The organism is Nocardia transvalensis, assembly GCF_015477765.1.
Classification (GTDB): domain Bacteria; phylum Actinomycetota; class Actinomycetes; order Mycobacteriales; family Mycobacteriaceae; genus Nocardia; species Nocardia transvalensis_A.
In genome coordinates this window covers 37,445-54,456 of the sequence record NZ_JADLQQ010000013.1, presented here as the reverse complement: position 1 = coordinate 54,456, position 17,012 = coordinate 37,445, and the positions used below count along the sequence as shown (strand labels likewise).

Annotated in this window: 16 protein-coding genes and 1 tRNA gene; 10 read left to right on the top strand and 7 right to left on the bottom strand. The window is 68.6% G+C overall.

The window, feature by feature from the left end; genetic code table 11:
• Positions 1-9: 9 nt before the first annotated feature.
• Positions 10-972: a 2-hydroxy-3-oxopropionate reductase gene (locus IU452_RS31715; protein WP_195112902.1), complete on the bottom strand. Its 963-nt coding sequence runs from the start codon at positions 970-972 to the stop codon at positions 10-12.
• Positions 969-1,793: a hydroxypyruvate isomerase family protein gene (locus tag IU452_RS31710; RefSeq protein WP_195112901.1), complete on the bottom strand. Its 825-nt coding sequence runs from the start codon at positions 1,791-1,793 to the stop codon at positions 969-971. Before IU452_RS31710 ends, IU452_RS31715 begins: the two co-directional genes overlap by 4 nt.
• A gap of 211 nt (positions 1,794-2,004) precedes the next feature.
• Between IU452_RS31710 and uraD the strand changes: the two genes are divergently transcribed.
• From uraD to IU452_RS31680, 6 genes are all read left to right on the top strand, one after another.
• On the top strand, positions 2,005-2,502 hold the full coding sequence (gene uraD / locus IU452_RS31705; protein WP_324192945.1) for a 2-oxo-4-hydroxy-4-carboxy-5-ureidoimidazoline decarboxylase: 498 nt from the start codon (positions 2,005-2,007) through the stop codon (positions 2,500-2,502).
• Positions 2,499-2,834 (top strand): hydroxyisourate hydrolase, encoded by a 336-nt coding sequence (gene uraH / locus IU452_RS31700; protein WP_195112900.1) that lies wholly within the window; start codon positions 2,499-2,501, stop codon positions 2,832-2,834. Before uraD ends, uraH begins: the two co-directional genes overlap by 4 nt.
• A gap of 6 nt (positions 2,835-2,840) precedes the next feature.
• Complete coding sequence (gene pucL, locus IU452_RS31695; RefSeq protein ID WP_195112899.1) at positions 2,841-3,746, top strand: factor-independent urate hydroxylase; 906 nt, start codon at positions 2,841-2,843, stop codon at positions 3,744-3,746.
• A 22-nt stretch (positions 3,747-3,768) separates the two neighbouring features.
• Positions 3,769-5,100 (top strand): nucleobase:cation symporter-2 family protein, encoded by a 1,332-nt coding sequence (locus tag IU452_RS31690; protein ID WP_195112898.1) that lies wholly within the window; start codon positions 3,769-3,771, stop codon positions 5,098-5,100.
• Between the two features lie 143 nt (positions 5,101-5,243).
• Positions 5,244-6,011 (top strand): IclR family transcriptional regulator, encoded by a 768-nt coding sequence (locus IU452_RS31685; RefSeq protein WP_324192942.1) that lies wholly within the window; start codon positions 5,244-5,246, stop codon positions 6,009-6,011.
• A gap of 75 nt (positions 6,012-6,086) precedes the next feature.
• Positions 6,087-8,042 carry a glycosyltransferase family 39 protein gene (locus IU452_RS31680; protein WP_195112897.1) on the top strand — a complete coding sequence of 652 codons (1,956 nt, stop codon included), beginning with the start codon at positions 6,087-6,089 and terminating at the stop codon, positions 8,040-8,042.
• A 4-nt stretch (positions 8,043-8,046) separates the two neighbouring features.
• Here IU452_RS31680 and IU452_RS31675 read toward each other — a convergent pair.
• Positions 8,047-8,122, bottom strand: a tRNA-Gly gene (locus tag IU452_RS31675).
• Positions 8,123-8,157: 35 nt separating this feature from the next.
• On the opposite strand from IU452_RS31675, the gene IU452_RS31670 reads away from it, so the two are divergent.
• Positions 8,158-10,080 (top strand): ArnT family glycosyltransferase, encoded by a 1,923-nt coding sequence (locus IU452_RS31670; protein ID WP_195112896.1) that lies wholly within the window; start codon positions 8,158-8,160, stop codon positions 10,078-10,080.
• Here IU452_RS31670 and IU452_RS31665 read toward each other — a convergent pair.
• The gene (locus IU452_RS31665) at positions 10,061-11,068 is read right to left on the bottom strand and encodes an LLM class flavin-dependent oxidoreductase (protein ID WP_195112895.1); all 1,008 of its coding nucleotides are present in this window, start codon (positions 11,066-11,068) and stop codon (positions 10,061-10,063) included. The two genes, IU452_RS31670 and IU452_RS31665, sit on opposite strands and share 20 nt — an antisense overlap.
• 338 nt (positions 11,069-11,406) lie before the next feature.
• Here IU452_RS31665 and IU452_RS31660 point away from each other — a divergent pair, with 338 nt between their 5' ends.
• Positions 11,407-11,742: a hypothetical protein gene (locus IU452_RS31660; RefSeq protein ID WP_195112894.1), complete on the top strand. Its 336-nt coding sequence runs from the start codon at positions 11,407-11,409 to the stop codon at positions 11,740-11,742.
• Here the strand turns inward: IU452_RS31660 and IU452_RS31655 are convergent, their stop codons facing one another.
• Positions 11,743-13,524 carry a thiamine pyrophosphate-requiring protein gene (locus tag IU452_RS31655; RefSeq protein ID WP_195112893.1) on the bottom strand — a complete coding sequence of 594 codons (1,782 nt, stop codon included), beginning with the start codon at positions 13,522-13,524 and terminating at the stop codon, positions 11,743-11,745. It lies immediately after the preceding gene.
• Positions 13,525-13,678: 154 nt separating this feature from the next.
• Here IU452_RS31655 and IU452_RS31650 point away from each other — a divergent pair, with 154 nt between their 5' ends.
• Positions 13,679-14,260 carry a TetR/AcrR family transcriptional regulator gene (locus tag IU452_RS31650; protein WP_195112892.1) on the top strand — a complete coding sequence of 194 codons (582 nt, stop codon included), beginning with the start codon at positions 13,679-13,681 and terminating at the stop codon, positions 14,258-14,260.
• A complete protein-coding gene (locus IU452_RS31645) occupies positions 14,260-14,727 on the top strand; it encodes a nitroreductase family deazaflavin-dependent oxidoreductase (RefSeq protein WP_195112891.1) in 468 nt (155 codons plus the stop codon). Before IU452_RS31650 ends, IU452_RS31645 begins: the two co-directional genes overlap by 1 nt.
• A gap of 16 nt (positions 14,728-14,743) precedes the next feature.
• On the opposite strand, the gene IU452_RS31640 is transcribed toward IU452_RS31645, so the two are convergent.
• Both IU452_RS31640 and IU452_RS31635 read right to left on the bottom strand, forming a co-directional pair.
• The gene (locus IU452_RS31640; RefSeq protein ID WP_195112890.1) at positions 14,744-15,502 is read right to left on the bottom strand and encodes an enoyl-CoA hydratase; all 759 of its coding nucleotides are present in this window, start codon (positions 15,500-15,502) and stop codon (positions 14,744-14,746) included.
• Positions 15,503-15,531: 29 nt separating this feature from the next.
• Positions 15,532-16,902, bottom strand: coding sequence for a dihydrolipoyl dehydrogenase family protein (locus IU452_RS31635; protein WP_195112889.1), 1,371 nt, complete (start codon positions 16,900-16,902; stop codon positions 15,532-15,534).
• Positions 16,903-17,012 lie beyond the last annotated feature (110 nt).

Sequence of the window (17,012 nt, the reverse complement as noted above, 5' to 3'; positions counted from 1 at the left end):
CCGCGCGGACTACTTCTCGCCGCGCCCGTTGAGGTTCTCGATCACCTTCAGCAGCGCCGAGTGATCCAGCGATCCGAGGCCCTGCGCGCGTCCGGCCGCGATGAGCGAGGAGACCAGCGCAGAGGTCGGCAGTGCGATATCGGCCTGGCGGGCCGCGTCGGCGACGATGCCCATATCCTTGTGGTGCAAGTCGATTCGGAAGCCCGGCGCGAACTCCCGCGCCACCATCGACTTGCGCTTGAGCTCGAGGATCCGACTACCGGCCAGACCCCCGGCCAGCACGTCGAGGCCCTTCCCGGCGTCCACGCCCAGCGACTCCATCAGCACGATCGCCTCCGCGACCAGGGCGTAGGTGCCGCCGACCACGAGCTGATTGGCCGCCTTGACGATCTGCCCGGCGCCGTGCCCGCCCACGTGAATGTACGTCTTGCCGACGGCCTCGAAAATTGGTGTGGCAGCGGCGAAGTCGAACTCGGTGCCGCCGACCATGATGGACAGCACACCCTGCTCGGCCCCGGCCTGACCGCCCGACACCGGCGCGTCCAGCACCCGGAAGCCCGCCTCGGCGCCCGCCTCGGCGATGGCGATCGAACTCTCGGGGCGAATCGTCGAAAAGTCGATCAGCAGAGCGCCTTCGGCCGCGTGGGCGAATACGCCGTCCTCGCCCAGCACCACCTCTTCGACCTGAGGATGGTTGGGCAGCATGGTGATCACGACCTCGGCACCCGCCACCGCCTCGGCGATACTTCCGGCCGCCTTGCCGCCGTCGGCCTCGAGCCGCTGGTACGCCTCGGTGTTGAGGGTGTAGCCGACCACCTCGTGCCCGGCCTTCACCAGATGGCTCGCCATCGGCGAACCCATGATGCCCAGTCCGATGAATCCAATCTTGCTCCCGGCATCACCTCGCTGGCGCTCGGTGCCGCCGGGCGCAAGGGCGCGCTGTGTTGATGATTCGCTCGCAAGCTCGCTCATTTACTGACTCCTTGTCGCGTGGGCAGCCAGGCGAAGCTGTCGGCGCTGGCGCCCGTGGGGACGTATTCGGCGGCGACGTAGCCGCGGTATCCGGCCGCGCCGATCTTGTCGATGTAGCCGAAGAGGTCGAGTTCGCCCGTGCCGGGCTCGTGGCGGCCGGGGGCGTCGGCGATCTGGACGTGGGCGATGCGGTCGCTGTACTGCGCGATCACCTTGTCCAGGTCGTCGCCGTTGACGGTGAGGTGGTAGAGGTCGGCGAGCAGACCCAGATTCGCCGCCCCCTGCGCGGCGCGTACCCGGTCCAGCACGCCGACCACGTCCTCGGCGGTCTTCAGCGGGTAAGCGGGCATGCCGCTGACCGGTTCCAGCAGCACCGTGCCGTCGATCTCGGCGATGCTGCGCGCGGCCAGGGCGAGATTGCGCAGCGCCACCTCGTCCTGTTCACCCGGATCCACACCGTCGATTCGATTGCCGTACAGGGCATTGAAGGCACGGCAGCCGAGGCGGCGGCCGATCCGCACGGCCAGGCCGACGCTGTCGGCGAACTCCTGCTCGCGCCCGGGCCACGAGACCAGGCCGCGATCACCGCCGGGCATGTCACCGGCGAACAGGTTCAGCCCGATCAGCCGCACATCGGCCTGCTCGACGGCCCGGACGAACGCATCCACCTCGGCGGCGGCCGGGGTGGCCGTGGCGAACGGCCACCAGAACTCCACCGCGTCGAAGCCCGCCTTGCGGGCCGCGGCGGGGCGCTCCAGCAGGGGGAGCTCGGTGAACAGGATGGACAGATTCACCGCGTAGGGGAGGGGTGCACGTGTCATGCGGTCTCTTCTCTCGATCCCGGCAAGATTCCGTATTATGGAATCTTTCTTCCGTTATTCGACGGTAGCGGCATCGAGGTGTGGCGGTCAACACTTTTCGTGAATCTCGGCGAACCTTCGCGAATCCGTTGACAGCGCGTCGCCACCGCTCCTACATTCGATCGAGCGGAATAAAAGTTCCGCATCGTAGAAGTATGCGGAGGTGCAGTCGGTGACGGAACCGCTCGCGATCGCCCGGATCAATCAGCTGCCCGCCCAGGTCTGGCAGGCCACGCTGAAAGAGGTCGTGGGCGTGGCGGAATGGGTCGACAAGGTGAGTGCGGTGCGCCCGTACGCCGGCCGCGCGGCCCTGCTGGAGCTGGCCGAACGCGAGGTGCTGGCCCTGCCCGAGGACCGGATCCGGGCCGCGCTCGCCGATCATCCACGCATCGGCGCGGCCACCGCGCCCGGCTCCCGAGCCGCCCGTGAACAGTCCGGTGTCGACGCCTCGGATGCGGACCTGGCCGAGCGACTGCGCGCGGGCAACCTCGCCTACGAGGCCAAGTTCGGCCATATCTACCTGGTCTGCGCCGCCGGGCGCAGCGGCCGGGAGATGCTCGCCGATCTGACGGCCCGGCTGGACAACGATCCGGACACCGAAATCCTGGTCACCCGAAGAGAACTCGCCGCGATCGCTCGAAAGCGGCTGGAACGGATGGTTATTCAATGACGCGTAGCGCCATCACCACCCATGTGCTCGACACCGCCGGCGGTCATCCGGCCCGCGGCGTCGCGGTACGGCTCGAGGCCCGCGACGGACACGGCTGGCGCGCACTGGCCTCCGGCCACACCGATGACGACGGCCGCATCGGCTCCCTCGGCCCCGATCGGGTGGCGGCCGGTGACTATCGCCTGATCTTCGACGCCGCAGGCTATTTCGGCGATCGTGACCGCTTCTTCCCCGAGGTGACCGTGACCTTCACCGTCACCGATCCGCAGCAGCACCACCATGTGCCGCTGCTGCTGTCCCCGTTCGCCATTTCCACCTATCGAGGGAGCTGAACTTCCATGGCCATCCAGCTCGGGCCGAACCAGTACGGCAAGGCCGAAAACCGTCTCGTGCGGGTCGTGCGCGACTCCGCGCGCCATCAGATCCGCGATCTCAACGTCTCCACCTCGCTGCGCGGCCGGTTCGCCGACGCGCACATCACCGGAGATCAGCGCGACATCCTGCCCACCGACACCCAGAAGAACACCGTGTTCGCCTTCGCCAAGGAGAAGGGTGTGGAGGCGATCGAGGACTTCGGCCTCACCCTCGCCGACCATTTCATCGCCCGCTGCCCGGGCGCGGACGGGGCGCGCATCGAGATCGACGAATACGCCTGGGACCGCATCCCGGTGGACGGTATCGGCCACGACCACTCCTTCGTGCAGAGCGGCGGCGGGGTGCGCACCACAGTGATCAATGTCGATGGTGTGGGCCCGGATCGGCGTGCGCACGTGGTCTCGGGGATCAAGGATCTGGTGGTGCTCAAGTCCACCGGATCGGAATTCCACGGCTTCTTCAAGGACAAATACACGACCCTGGAGGAGACCAAGGATCGAATCATGGCCACCTCGCTGGTGGCCCGGTGGCGCTACAACCACACGGACGTGAACTGGGACAAGTCCTACGACTCGATTCGCTCGATCCTGTTGCGGCAGTTCGCCGCCGTGCATTCCTATGCGCTGCAGCAAACCCTTTACAGCATGGGTCGCGCGGTGCTCGAACAGCACATCGAGGTCGCCGAGATCCGGTTCTCGGCGCCGAACAAGCATCACTTCCTCTACGACACGTCGCGCTTCGGCGTCGACAACCCCGGCGAGGTGTTCATCGCCGCGGATCGCCCGTACGGGCTGATCGAGGCCACCGTCGAGCGCGACGACGCCTCCGATCCGGGTGCCGCCTGGCACGGCATCCCGGCCTTTTGTTGACCGACAGCGAGGAGGCGCGGCGATGGGCCTACGCCGCAGGACAAGGAAGTCCACCCATCCCGTCGATGCCGTGCCGCCGCCGTGGCAGCTGCTGGCCGGTGGGTTGCAGCACATCGCCGCGATGGTGGCGGGAGTCGTTGCGCCGCCGCTGATCATCGGCGCGGCGGTGGGGCTCGGTGGGGCCGATCAGGCGCTGCTCATCACCGCGAGCCTGTTCAGCGCCGGGCTCGCGACGTTGTTGCAGTCGCTGGGCTGGTGGCGATTCGGCGCCCGGCTGCCGCTGATCAACGGGGCCTCCTTCGCCGCGGTCGCCCCGGTGCTGGCCATCGCCAAATCGTCGGCGCCGGGCGATGCGCTGCCCACCGTCTACGGTGCGGCTCTGGTGGCCGGGGTGCTGGGAACGTTTGCGGCGCCCTATTTTTCGCGACTGCGGCGGTTCTTTCCACCGGTGGTGGGCGGCACCGTGATCACGCTGATCGGGCTGTCGCTGTTGCCGGTCACCCTGAACTGGGTGCGCGGAGGTGACGGATCCACGCAGGTGCCGATGCGGAATCTGCTCGTCGCCGGTGTGACGCTGGCGGTCGTGCTGGGCTGCCATCGGTTCCTGCGCGGATTCGGGCGGCAGCTGGCGCTGCTGATCGGACTGGTGGCCGGATCGCTGGCGGCCTGGCCGCTCGGGTTGCTGGACACCTCGCCGCTCCGGGGTGCCGCAATCGCCGGATTCGTGCCTCCGCTGCATTTCGGTGCACCGCAGTTCCACCTCGGTGCGATCGTGTCGCTGTGCATCGTGATGCTGGTGGTGATGACCGAGAGCACCGCCACCATGATGGCGCTCGGGGAGATCGTCGACCGGCCCGCCTCCGAACGGTCGATCGCCGACGGTCTGCGTGCGGCCGGGGCGGGGACCGCGATCGGTGCGGTGCTGGGCGGGTTCCCGTGCGGTGCGTTCGCGCAGAACGTCGGGCTCGTGGCGTTGACCCGCATCTACAGCCGCTATGTGGTGGCGGCCAGCGGGGTCCTACTGGTGCTGCTGGGCTTGTTTCCGGTGGCGAGCGCGGTGATCGACCTGGTGCCCGAACCCGCACTGGGCGGGGCGGGGCTGGTGTTGTTCGGGACGGTGGCCGCCAGCGGTATCCGCACGCTGGGCAGGGCCGACCTGACCGACCCGGTCAACACCGTCATCGTGGGTGTCTCGCTGTTCATCGGCATGACGCCGACGGTCGCCCCGTCGTTCTACGAGGGCATGCCGCACCTGGTGGGCACCATCATGGGGTCGGGCATCAGCGCGGGCTGCGTGACCGCCATCGTCCTGCACCAGGCCTTTCGCCTCCGCGCCAGACGAGCGGTGGCATGACACGCTCCTCCGTCGCGGGGTCCGGCGGCTTTCGGCCGGAGCCTTCCGTATCATCGAAGCAAACTTCCACGATACGAACTTCCGTAGAGCGGAATGAGGCTGCGATGATGGTGGGCACATCGACCCACGAAGGAAGGATCGCCGTGACCGAATCGCGTTCGCGGGCAGGCGGTGGGGTGCAGTCCGTCGATCGCGCCTTCGAATTGCTGGAACTCGTCGCGGACGCCGGGGGAGAGGCGACGCTGTCCCAGCTCGCGGAGGCGTCCGGGCTGCCGCAGCCCACCATTCACCGGCTCCTGCGCACCCTCATCTCCGGCGGCTATATCCGCCAGCAGCCGTCTCGGCGATATGCTTTGGGCCCCAGGCTGATTCGGCTCGGTGAGACCGCCAGCCGGGTGCTGGGCGCCTCGGCCCGCCCGCATCTGACCCGGCTGCGCGATCTCACCGGGGAGACCTCCAATATGGCGGTGCTCGACGGCGATCAGGTGGTGTATGTCGCCCAGGTGCCCTCCCCACACGCCATGCGCATGTTCACCGAGGTCGGTCAGCGAGTGGATCTGCACTGCACCGCCGTCGGCAAGGCGGTCCTGGCGACCCTGCCGCCCGAGGAGACCGACCGCATTCTCGCGCGGATCTCGATGAGCCCGCGCACCACCCACACCATCACCGACCCGGCCGTCATGCGCACCGAGATCGACCGCATCCGCATCCAGGGCTACGCCCTCGACGACGGCGAACAGGAACTCGGCGTCCGCTGTTTCGCTGTGGCCATTCCGAACGCCCCCACCCGCGCCGCCATCTCGATCAGCGGCCCGCAGACCCGCGTCTCCGGCCTGGACATGGACAAGGTCATCCCGCTCCTGCAGGAAACGGCCGCCAACGTCGGACGCGATCTGGTGGCAGCGGGCTGACTCGAGCAGCCCGAGTCGCGGCCAGTGAGCGGCGGACCGGCGCCGCTCCCAGGAGACGCACAGCCTGGGCACAGGATGAACCCACGTATCGGCTCCACCATCGGTGAGGTGACTTCGACCCTGCTGGAACCTGCTGTCGCATCCGCCGCACCTGCCGGAGGTCGGGATCGCCGGAGGTGGCGCGCGCTGTCGCTGGTGGCGCTGCTGGTGGGGACCGCGGTGATGTATCTGTGGGGGCTGGGGTCCGGTGGGTGGGCCAATCAGTTCTATGCGGCGGCGGTGCAGGCGGGGGCCACGAGTTGGAAGGCGATGCTGTTCGGCTCCAGCGATGCGGCGAATGCGATCACCGTGGACAAGACCCCCGGTGCGCTGTGGGTGATGGACGTCTCCGCGCGGCTGTTCGGATTCAACGCCTGGAGCCTGCTGGTGCCGCAAGCGCTGGAAGGTGTTGCGGCGGTTGCGGTGTTGTACGCGTCGGTGCGGCGGGTCGCCGGGCACGGGGCGGGACTGCTCGCCGGGGCGGTGCTGGCAGTGACCCCGGTGGCCGCGTTGATGTTTCGCTACGACAATCCGGATGCGCTGCTGGTGCTGCTGCTGACCGTGGCGGCCTACTGCGTGCTGCGGGCGATCGAGAAAGACGCCGCCGCATGGTGGTTACCGCTGGCCGGGGTGGCGATCGGATTCGGATTCCTGGCGAAGATGATGCAGGCGTTTCTGGTGCTGCCCGCCGTCGCGGTGGTGTATCTGATTGCGGCACAGGCATCCTGGCGTACCCGGCTGCTCCGGTCGGTTTCCGCCGTCTTCGCCGTGGTGGTGTCGGCGGGCTGGTATCCGGTGCTGGTCGCGCTGTGGCCCGCCGATTCCCGGCCTTACATCGGTGGTTCGCAGCACAACAGCGTGCTCGAACTGATGTTGGGCTACAACGGATTCGGGCGGCTCACCGGCAAGGAGACGGGCGGGCTGGGCAATACGAATTTCGATGCCGGGTGGGGCCGATTGTTCGGCGACCAGATGGGCGGCCAGATCGCCTGGCTCCTTCCCGCGGCGGTGGTCCTGGGGATCGCCGGGCTGTGGGTGGTGCGCCGCGCGCGGCGGACCGATGCGACACGGGCCGCGTTGGTGCTGTGGCTGGGGTGGCTGGGGGTCACCGGCGCTGTGTTCAGCTTTGCCAACGGGATTCTGCACCCCTATTACACGGTGGCCTTGGCGCCCGCGGTCGGTGGACTCGTGGGCATCGGGGCGGCCCTGATGTGGCAGCGGCGCCGCGATATTCGGGCCGCCGGTGTGCTGGCGAGTGTGACCGTGCTGACGGTGGTGACGGCTTGCGTGCTGCTGCGGCGCACACCCGACTGGATGCCGTGGCTGGCGCCGGTGATCGCCGTCGCCGGGGCGATCACGGCGGTGCTGATGCTGGGGATCGGGCGGCTGCCCAGGGCGCTGGCCCTCGGTGCCGCGGCGGCCGCGGTAGTCACCGGGCTGGCGGCCCCGACCGCCTATTCGCTTGCGACGGTGACCGGTTCGCACGGCGGTGCCATTCCCACCGCCGGTCCGCCCGGAGCCGGATGGCCCCGGCACATGCATCCGGGCAAAGGCGGAACCGGCGCCAATCCGCCCGGCGGTGTCCTCATGGGTGGCGGTGCTCCGATGGGCCTCATACTGGGTGCCGCGGAGCCGGGCCCGAATATCGTTGCAGCGCTGGAGGAGAACGCGTCGGACTACACCTGGGTCGCGGCCACCGTCGGTTCCAATAACGCCGCCACCTACCAGTTGGCCACCAGCGACCCGGTCATGGCGATCGGCGGCTACAACGGCACCGACCCGGCTCCCACGCTGGAACAGTTCCGAGCCTTCGTCGCGCAGCACAAGGTCCACTACTTCATCGACGCTCGGATGAGGATGTTGGGCGGTCTGCGCGGCACCGCCTCCGGCGGCAGCGACCAGGCGGAAAAGATCGCGGCCTGGGTCCGCGCCACATTCCCAGCCCGGACCATCGACGGCGTCACGCTCTACGAGCTGAGCTCACCCCAATGATGTATGGAGCGGATGACGGGATTCGAACCCGCGACCCTCACCTTGGCAAGGTGATGCGCTACCAACTGCGCTACATCCGCATCCGCCACGCGGCGGCGAAAGAAAACAATAGCCGATGAGCGCCGGAAATCGCGAATCGCCTGGAAAACCGCGGTTCCTGGAGCGAAAGGCCCGGACAACCGCGCTGTGGACACTGCTGCCGGCGACGGCCGTCGTCTACCTGTGGGGATTGAGCCGAAACGGGTGGGCCAACGAGTATTACGCGGCCGCGGTGCAGGCCGGGACGCAGAGCTGGAAGGCGCTGCTGTTCGGATCCCTGGACGCCGGAAACGCCATCACCGTCGACAAGCCCCCCGCCGCCCTGTGGGTGATGGCGCTGTCGGGGCGGTTGTTCGGTTTCGGTTCCTGGTCGATGCTGCTGCCGGAAGCGCTCATGGGAGTGGCGTCGGTCGGGCTGGTGTACGCGGCCGTGCGACGCTGGAGCGGACCGGCCGCCGGATTCCTGGCCGGTGGTGTGCTGGCGCTCACACCCGTGGCGGCCTTGATGTTCCGGTTCAACAATCCGGACGCGCTGCTGGTGCTGCTGCTGGTCGTGGCCGCGTACTGCACGGTGCGGGCGACGGAGAACGGCAGTGGCCGGTGGCTGGCACTGGCAGGGGTCGCCGTCGGGTTCGGATTCCTCACCAAGATGATGCAGGCGCTTCTGGTACTGCCCGCATTCGGTCTGGTGTTCCTGATCGCGGCGCCGATCGGCTGGCGGCAGCGGATCGGGAAGCTGATCGGCGCCGGTGCCGCGCTGATCGTCTCCGCCGGGTGGTATGTCGCTCTGATTGCATTGTGGCCCAGCACGTCTCGTCCCTATATCGGCGGATCCACCGATAACAGCCTGCTGCAGTTGGCGTTGGGCTACAACGGACTCAATCGGGTGCTCGGCGGTTCCGGAAAACGCAGCGGCGGTGCCGCTTTCGGCGGGGCCAGCGGGCCTACCCGGCTATTCGGCGATTCGATGGGTACCGAGATCTCGTGGCTGCTCCCGGCGGCGCTGATCGGGCTGGCCGCGGGCCTGTGGATCGCCCGGCGGACCCCGAGAACCGGACGCACCCGTGCCGCCCTGATCCTGTGGGGTGGGTGGCTGGTGGTGACAGGGCTGGTGTTCAGCTACATGCAGGGCATCATGCACCCGTACTACACGGTCGCCCTCGCACCCGCGATCGCCGCCCTGATCGGCATCTCGGCCGTCGAACTGTGGCGCGGCCGTGCCCATTTCGCGGCACGGGGCGTACTCGGTGCGATGGTGGCAACGACCGGTGTCTGGAACTTCGTACTGTTGCAGCGAACTCCCGACTGGTACCCGGCGCTGCGATGGGTCGTGCTCGCCGGTTCGATCATGGTGGCGGTGATCCTGCTCCTCGGCGCACATCGGCTGCGGCGCTCGGCCTTCGCCGTCACCGCGGCCGCTTTGCTGGTCGGCCTGGCCGGTACCACCGCCTACACCCTCGAAACCGTGGCCACCTCGCACGACGGTACCCTCCCGATCTCCGGCCCCCGGACCGGCCGGGACATGGGCGGCCCCGGCATAGTCGTACACCCGGACGGCGCTCCCGGCGCGAGTGCACCGGGCGACGGATCACCCACGGCGCCGGAGGGTTACGCTCCCCCTCCCGGGCACGGTGGCTTCGATGGGCCGAGCGTCGGCACCAACACCGAACTCCAGAATCTGCTGAAGAACGCCGGAAATCGTTGGGCGGCAGCCACAGTGGGCGCGCACTCCGCGGCGAGCCTCGAATTGTCCACCGGCACCTCGATCATGGCGATCGGCGGCTTCAGCGGCAGAGACGATTTCCCGACCCTGACCCAGTTCCAGCAATATGTCGCCGCGGGCGAGATCCACTACTTCCTCCCCGGTGACGGCCCCCACCGCGGCTCCGGGCCCGGGACGGAGATCACCGCCTGGGTCCGATCCCACTTCCGCTCCCACACCGTCGGCGGCACCACCGTCTACGACCTCACCGAACCGCTCACACAGGGACAGGGGTGAGCGCGGCCAGGCGGGCGAGGCGGCGGTGGGATTCGAGGCGGGCGCCGCGATCGTAAGTGCTGGTGTGGACGAGGATTTCGTCCGCGCCGGTGCGGGTGACAAGGTGGTCGAGGGCCTCGGCGACCGTGGCTTCGGAGCCGTGGATATGGCCGCGCATGGCTTCGTCGAAGATGCGGCGTTCGCGGTCGGACATGGTCTCGGGGTGGATCGCGTCGGGCGGCACCAGCGCGGGGAATTCGCCGCGGGTGCGGGAGTAGGCGGCCGACCACGCCTCGGGCATCAGCAGCCGGCGCGCCTGCTCGGTCGTATCGGCGATCACGATGCTGCCCGAGACCATCACGTAGGGTTCGGTGCCCCACACCGTGGGACGAAACTGCGCGCGGTACTGCTCGATCGCCGTCACCATCGCCTCCTCGCCGTGTGTGGCCGCGATCACCAGTGGCAGCCCGAACCGGGCCGCCCGCTCGGCGCCCGACCCGATCGCCAGCAGAAAGGCCGGAACCCGCAGCCCCTCGGCGGGCCAGGCATGCACACCGTCGCGACCGCGGGTGAAGTAGTCGAGCAGTTCCGCGAGCTGGGCATCGAAATCGTCCGCATCGCCCTTGTCGTGCCCGAGGGCGCGCCGGACCCCGCCGGTGAACCCCACCGACCGGCCCAGACCCATATCGATCCGCCCGGGAAACAGCGACTCCAGCACGCCGAACTGCTCGGCCACCACCAGCGGCTGATGATTGGGCAGCATCACCCCGCCGGTGCCGACCCGGATCCGGTCGGTCGCCGCGGCCACGGCGGCGGCCAGCACGGTCGGCGCCGATCCGGCCACGCCCGGCACGCTGTGGTGCTCGGAGACCCAGAATCGGTGAAATCCCCATTGCTCGGCCAGCCGCGCGAACTCGACGGTTTCGGCCAATGCCGCCGGATGGCTCTGCCCTTGCCGGACCCTGGACCGGTCCAGGATCGAGAACCGGACCGAGCGAAATGAACTCATATCCAGGTCAACGCACGGCGCTCCGGCAGATTCCGGTGGCGCCGCTGACCAGTACGAACACTGTTGTTCGCCAATCCTGCAAACGCTCAGCGACGTGTCATAGGTTGACATAAACTAACGAATTCGGCGACCTCAGGCCCCTTCCGCGCACACATCATTGAGTTTCACTAAACGCTGATCGCCCGACTGGCACTTGTTCCGACCTGCTCCGAAGAGGGACGATGCAGGTGGATGAGTGTGCGGCGGGGAGGGGAGGTTCCGCCGCTACCAACCTGAGAAGAAGTTTCATACGACGCGGTATCTGCGCCCGGGGATGCGCAACGGCAACGGGAGGGCCAATGGTCGTGCTGTCCGCCGTGATCTCGGTGCTGCTCATCGCAGCGGTGGTTGCGGCGTGCTGGTGGCTGGCACACAACGTGGATTACGCCGATGATGTCGACCTGCCGTATCGGGTCTGCGGCAGGTGTCTGCTCGACGGGATCGAGTACCCGACGATCGGTGATCAAGCAACGCGCGCGCCCCGATGCGGCAGACGGATCTGCTCCCCCGAGGATCGGGTGATCGAGAACCGGCCGTCGCGGCGCATCGAGTCGGGGCGTCCACCGTTCACGGAGTGGACGCCGAGCTCGGTCGCCGATGTGAGTGCCGATGTGGAGGTCGTCAGTCCCGAGTGATCAGGGCCGGAACTCCTGAGCCTTGGTCTTGGCGCCCTGCAGCATCAGATGCCAGGCGTCGGGATCGCCGTGCAGGATCGCCTTGCCCATCTCCTTGATCTGCTCGTAGGTGGCGTGCGGCGGGATCGGCGGGACCTCCGGATCGGTGCGCACATCCAGCACCGTCGGCCGATCCGCCGACAGCGCCAGCCGCCAGGCGTCGGCCAGTTCGTTCGGGTCCTCCACCGACACCGCGTTCAATCCGAAGCAGCGTGCCAGGTCGGCGTAGGACACGTCCGGAAGGGTCTGGGACTCTTCGAATTTCGGCGCCCCGCCCATCGCGCGCAGCTCCCAGGTGACCTGGTTGAGGTCGTTGTTGTGCAGCACGCACACGATCAGCCGCGGGTCGGACCACAGGTGGCGGTAGCGGGCGATGGTCATCAGCTCGGCCAGGCCGTTCATCTGCATCGCACCGTCGCCGACCAGGGCGATGGCCGGGCGGTCGGGCCGGGCGAATTTCGCACCGATCGCATACGGGACACCGGGGCCCATGGTGGCCAAGGTGCCCGACAGCGAGCCGCGCATCTGTCCACGGAACCGCAGACAACGCGCATACCAGTTGGCTGCGGAGCCGGAATCCGCTGTGACGATGGTGTTTTCGGGGATCTGCTGGGACAGCTCCCACACCACCCGCATCGGATTCACCGGCTTGGCCTCGAGCATCGACTGATGCTCGATGGTCTGCCACCAGTGCTCGATATTCGTCTCCACCTGCTGCCGCCAGGACCTGTCGTCCTTGCGCTGCAACAGCGGAATGAGTTGCTCCAGTGTGGCTTTCGAGTTTCCGACCAGATTCACCTCGGTCGGGTAGCGCATGCCGATCATGGTGCCGTCCAGGTCGATCTGCACGGCGCGCGCCTGGCCGAACTCCGGAAGGAATTGAGCATAGGGAAAATTCGAGCCGACGATGAGCAAAGTGTCGCAGTCGCGCATCATTTCGTAGCTGGGCCGGCTGCCGAGCAGTCCGATCGGCCCGGTGACGAACGGCAGGTCGTCGGGTAGCACATCCTTGCCCAGCAGTGCCTTCGCGACGCCGGCACCGGTCAGCTCGGCCACCTGCACCACCTGCTCGGCCGCCTCGCGGGCGCCCTGTCCGACCAGGATCGCGACCTTGCTACCGGCGTTGATCACTTCGGCCGCCCGCTGGATCTCCGACTGTGGCGGGACGGTGGTCGAGGCCAGGGCGCCGGGCGGGCTGGACGGCACCTGCTTGAATTCGTGCTGCGGGGGCTGATACTCCTCCTCCTGCAGATCGGAGGGGATGATCAACGCGGTCGGCGAGTGCCGGGTCATAGCCGTCCGAAAGGCGCGGTCCAGCGCATTGGGCAGCTGACTGGAGACGTTCACCTCCACCAGATAGTCCGAGGCCACGTCCTTGAACAGCGACTGCAGGTCGACCTCCTGCTGATAGCTGCCACCCATCGCGCTGCGGGCGGTCTGGCCCACGATCGCCACCACCGGGACGTGGTCGAGTTTGGCGTCATAGAGACCGTTGAGCAGGTGGATCGCGCCCGGACCCGAGGTCGCGGTGCACACGCCCACCTTGCCGCTGAACTTGGCATAGCCGGTCGCCTCGAAGGCCGCCATCTCCTCGTGACGGGCCTGGACGAAGCGCGGCTGGTTGTCGGCCCGCCCGAACGCGGCGACCAGCCCGTTGATCCCGTCGCCCGGATAGCCGAAGACCTGCTCCACACCCCACTCTCGTAGCCGCTGCACCACATGATCGGCCACTTGCATCGCCATCGACTCCTCCTCACCGCAACCGGGAAATGCGCCGTCGTCGGCGTGCTACCCGGTGGGCGGGCGCTCAATCATTCCCACGGCACTGGCGATGGCTCGCGGGGCGAGGTAGGTTTGGGCAAACGACCAAGGCGGTCGCCCAAGGAGGAGGGGAGCCGTGGTTACCTCCGTCGAGCAGGGGCGCGAGACGCGGGAGCGGTTGATGGAGGCCGCGCTCGAGCTGATCGCCGAGCGGGGGTGGGGCGCGGTGACGACGCGGATGGTGGCCGAGCGTGCCGGGCTGCGGCCCGGGTTGGTGCACTACCACTTCACCTCCGTCAACGACCTGCTGATCGATGCCTCGCTGTGGATGGTTCGCGGGTTGGGGGAGAGCGCGGCCACCGGTCCGCTGGCGCGCTCGGGCGGTGCGGGCATCACGGAGGTGCTGCAGATGACCGCGGCCTTAACCGACACCGATCGGGATACTCGGGTGTTCACCGAAATGCTGTTGGCGGCAACGCGTTACGAACGCCTGCGCATCGGCTTGGGCGAGGTGCTGCGGGAATTCCGCGCGGCCGTCGCGGCCTGGCTGCGCGCCGAGGCGGCGGTTCCCGATGCGGAGGCGACCGCCGCGGTGCTGGTGGCCGCGTTCGAAGGGATGATCCTGCATCGGCTGATCGATCCGGATCTGCGTGAACTCCGTATCGACGGACCGCTGCGCCGGTTGGCCGGACTGTCCGGCGAGAAGGGAGAGAATTGATGTCCACGACGAACGCGACGGTATCGCTGGCGGCCCGTGCGCTGCGGACGCGGTGGGTGGTTCGCGCGCCGATCCGGTTGTACCGCTGGGGATTCGGATTTCTGTTCGGCAACCGCATGCTCATGCTCGAACACCGTGGCCGCCGCAGCGGACTGCCGCGCTACGTGGTGCTCGAGGTCGTCGACCGTCCCGCGCCCGACGAGTACATCATCGTGTCCGGGTTCGGGCCGCGATCCCAGTGGTACCGCAACGTCCGGGCCGATCCGCGCGTGCGGGTGTGGACCGGCCTGCGGCGCGGTGTCCGCGCGAGCGCGACGCTCCTGTCGGAGGCGGAGTCCGCGGCGGCGCTGGACCATTACGCGCAGCACCACCCGCGGCTGTGGAAGCGGTTGCGCGCCACCGTCGAACAGGCCACCGGCGCACCGGTCGGCACGCTGCCGATGGTTCGCCTGCGGCTCGACGCCTGAGTGCCGCAACGAATTCTCAGTCGGTGCCGATTCGGGCTCGCATGGCGGCGAGGCGGGCGGCGAATTCCTCCGAATCCAGCGAAGCCAGTTGCGGCGGCAATTCGGTGTCGACGGCGTCGGTGTGGGAGACCTGGGCGGCGGTGCGGCGCATGGTGCGTTTGGTGGTGATCAGGAGGTCGCGGGGCGCGGAGGCGGCACCCTGGGCGAGGGCGACCGCCTCGGCCAGCAGGGTGTCGTGGTCGCCGAGGACGACCCGGTGGACCAGGCCGGCGGTGTGGGCGGTGTCGGCATCGAGGATCTCACCGAACAGCGTCATCGCGGCGGCCTGCTGCGGGCCGACGGCGCGCTGCAGCATCCAGGTCATCCCGCCGCCCGGGTGAATGCCCAAGTGCAGGAAACGGGTCTCGAATCGGGCCTGCGGACCGGCGATGCGCAGGTCGGCCGCCAGCGCGAGATTGAGCCCGGCACCGACCGCGGCACCGCCGACGGCGGCGACGGTCGGCAGCGCACAGCGCGCCACCGCGAGGAATCCGGCATAGATTGCCCGCAGACCGTCCTCGCGGGCCGCCCCCAGCGCGCTCAGGTCCGCACCGGCGCAGAACCCGGGTGGCTCCCCGGTGATCACCAGCGCATGAACCGCCGAATCCCGCTCGACCGCGGCGACCGCCTCGGCCAATTCCGCCGACAGCCGCGCGCTGAGCGCGTTGCGCCGCTTGGGATCCGACACCGTCACGACCGCGACCGCCTCCCGGCGCTCCACCTTGATCTCCGCCATGGTCGGATCGTAGGCGCTCGCGCCGCTCGTCAGGACAGATCGTTCAGGGCGGACTCGATGGCGCGGTGGAAGGTGGGATAGGCATAGATCATGTCGCGCAGCGTGGCGGTGGGCACCCCGGCGTGCACGGCGACGGCCAGCGCGCTGAGCACCTCGCCGCCGGCCGGACCCACCGACGTCGCGCCGACCAGCACGCCACGGTCGGCGTCCTCGACCAGCTTGATCAACCCGGCGTTACCGGCCTTGTGGATCCAGCCGCGGGCCGAGGCCGTGAGATCGGTGACGGCCGTGCGCACGGTCAGTCCCGCCTCGCGGGCCTGGGCCTCGGTCATGCCGACCGCGCCGACCTCCGGATCGGTGAAGGTGACCCGCGGGACCGCGTGGTAGCGGGCGGATTCGGTTGCGGTGCCGAGGATGTCGGTGGCGGCAATGCGGGCCTGATACATCGACACGTGCGTGAACGCGCCCTTCCCGGTCACATCGCCGAGCGCCCACACCCCGTCGGCGGCGCGCAGACGATCGTCGACCTCGATGCCGTGCGCCTGGTCGTCCAGGCCGACCGCGCCGATTCCCAACGCCGCCAAGTCGGTTCGCCGACCGGCCGCCACGAGCAGCCGGTGGGCGTGCAGCGGCTCGCCCTCGGTCAGGTGCACGGTGAACTGCTCGCCGTCGTGCTCCACCCGGGTCGCCTCGACCCCGGCGCGGATCGAAATCCCCTGTCTGTCGAAGACATCCGAGACCAGCTCGGCCGCCTCCGGTTCCTCCTTGGGCAGGATGCGGCTGCGCACGACCATGGTGACGGTGCTGCCGAAGCGGGAGAACACCTGCGCGAACTCCATTCCCACGGGTCCACCGCCCAGCACGATCAGCGATTCCGGGACCGCGGTGGCGGTCACCGCGTCGCGGTTCGTCCAGTACGGCGTGTCCGACAGGCCGTCGATCGGGGGGATCGCCGGAGCCGTACCGGGATTCAGCACGATCGCGCGCGTGGCCCGGAAGACCCGCGACCCGTCGGTGGTCGAGACCGTCACCTCCCCAGGCGCCGAGATCCGGCCCCAGCCGCGCACGAATCGCCCGCCGGCCTTCTCGAATCGTTCGACCGCGACGGTGTCGTCCCAGTTGTCGGTGGCCTCGTCACGAATCCGGTCGGCGACGGGCCGCCAATCCGATTCGACCCGTGCCGATCCCGCCAGCTCGCCGACCCGGCGCCCCTCGGCGAGCGCCTCGGCCGCGCGGACCATCATCTTGGTCGGCACACAGGCGTAGTACGGACACTCCCCGCCGACCAGCCGTCCCTCGACCCCGACCACAGCCAGTCCGGCCTTGGCCAGGCGGGTGGCGACAGCCTCACCCCCGGGCCCCATTCCGATCACCACGGCATCCACGGTTTCGCTGGGCATACGCTCCTCCTTCGGATCGGTCGGCCCCTTGTCATCGTGTCATGCGGGATATGGACGCGGTCGATCGCGCTTTCTACTACGGTGTGTCGTCTCTCGCCCTAGGATTGGGG

What these genes read in the sequence shown, in the direction of transcription:
- IU452_RS31715 (WP_195112902.1), bottom strand. Translation starts at nt 972, where the DNA reads ATGAGCGAGCTTGCGAGCGAATCATCAACACAGCGCGCCCTTGCGCCC.
- IU452_RS31710 (WP_195112901.1), bottom strand. Translation starts at nt 1,793, where the DNA reads ATGACACGTGCACCCCTCCCCTACGCGGTGAATCTGTCCATCCTGTTC.
- uraH (WP_195112900.1), top strand. Translation starts at nt 2,499, where the DNA reads ATGACGCGTAGCGCCATCACCACCCATGTGCTCGACACCGCCGGCGGT.
- pucL (WP_195112899.1), top strand. Translation starts at nt 2,841, where the DNA reads ATGGCCATCCAGCTCGGGCCGAACCAGTACGGCAAGGCCGAAAACCGT.
- IU452_RS31690 (WP_195112898.1), top strand. Translation starts at nt 3,769, where the DNA reads ATGGGCCTACGCCGCAGGACAAGGAAGTCCACCCATCCCGTCGATGCC.
- IU452_RS31680 (WP_195112897.1), top strand. Translation starts at nt 6,087, where the DNA reads ATGAACCCACGTATCGGCTCCACCATCGGTGAGGTGACTTCGACCCTG.
- IU452_RS31670 (WP_195112896.1), top strand. Translation starts at nt 8,158, where the DNA reads ATGAGCGCCGGAAATCGCGAATCGCCTGGAAAACCGCGGTTCCTGGAG.
- IU452_RS31665 (WP_195112895.1), bottom strand. Translation starts at nt 11,068, where the DNA reads ATGAGTTCATTTCGCTCGGTCCGGTTCTCGATCCTGGACCGGTCCAGG.
- IU452_RS31660 (WP_195112894.1), top strand. Translation starts at nt 11,407, where the DNA reads ATGGTCGTGCTGTCCGCCGTGATCTCGGTGCTGCTCATCGCAGCGGTG.
- IU452_RS31655 (WP_195112893.1), bottom strand. Translation starts at nt 13,524, where the DNA reads ATGGCGATGCAAGTGGCCGATCATGTGGTGCAGCGGCTACGAGAGTGG.
- IU452_RS31645 (WP_195112891.1), top strand. Translation starts at nt 14,260, where the DNA reads ATGTCCACGACGAACGCGACGGTATCGCTGGCGGCCCGTGCGCTGCGG.
- IU452_RS31640 (WP_195112890.1), bottom strand. Translation starts at nt 15,502, where the DNA reads ATGGCGGAGATCAAGGTGGAGCGCCGGGAGGCGGTCGCGGTCGTGACG.
- IU452_RS31635 (WP_195112889.1), bottom strand. Translation starts at nt 16,902, where the DNA reads ATGCCCAGCGAAACCGTGGATGCCGTGGTGATCGGAATGGGGCCCGGG.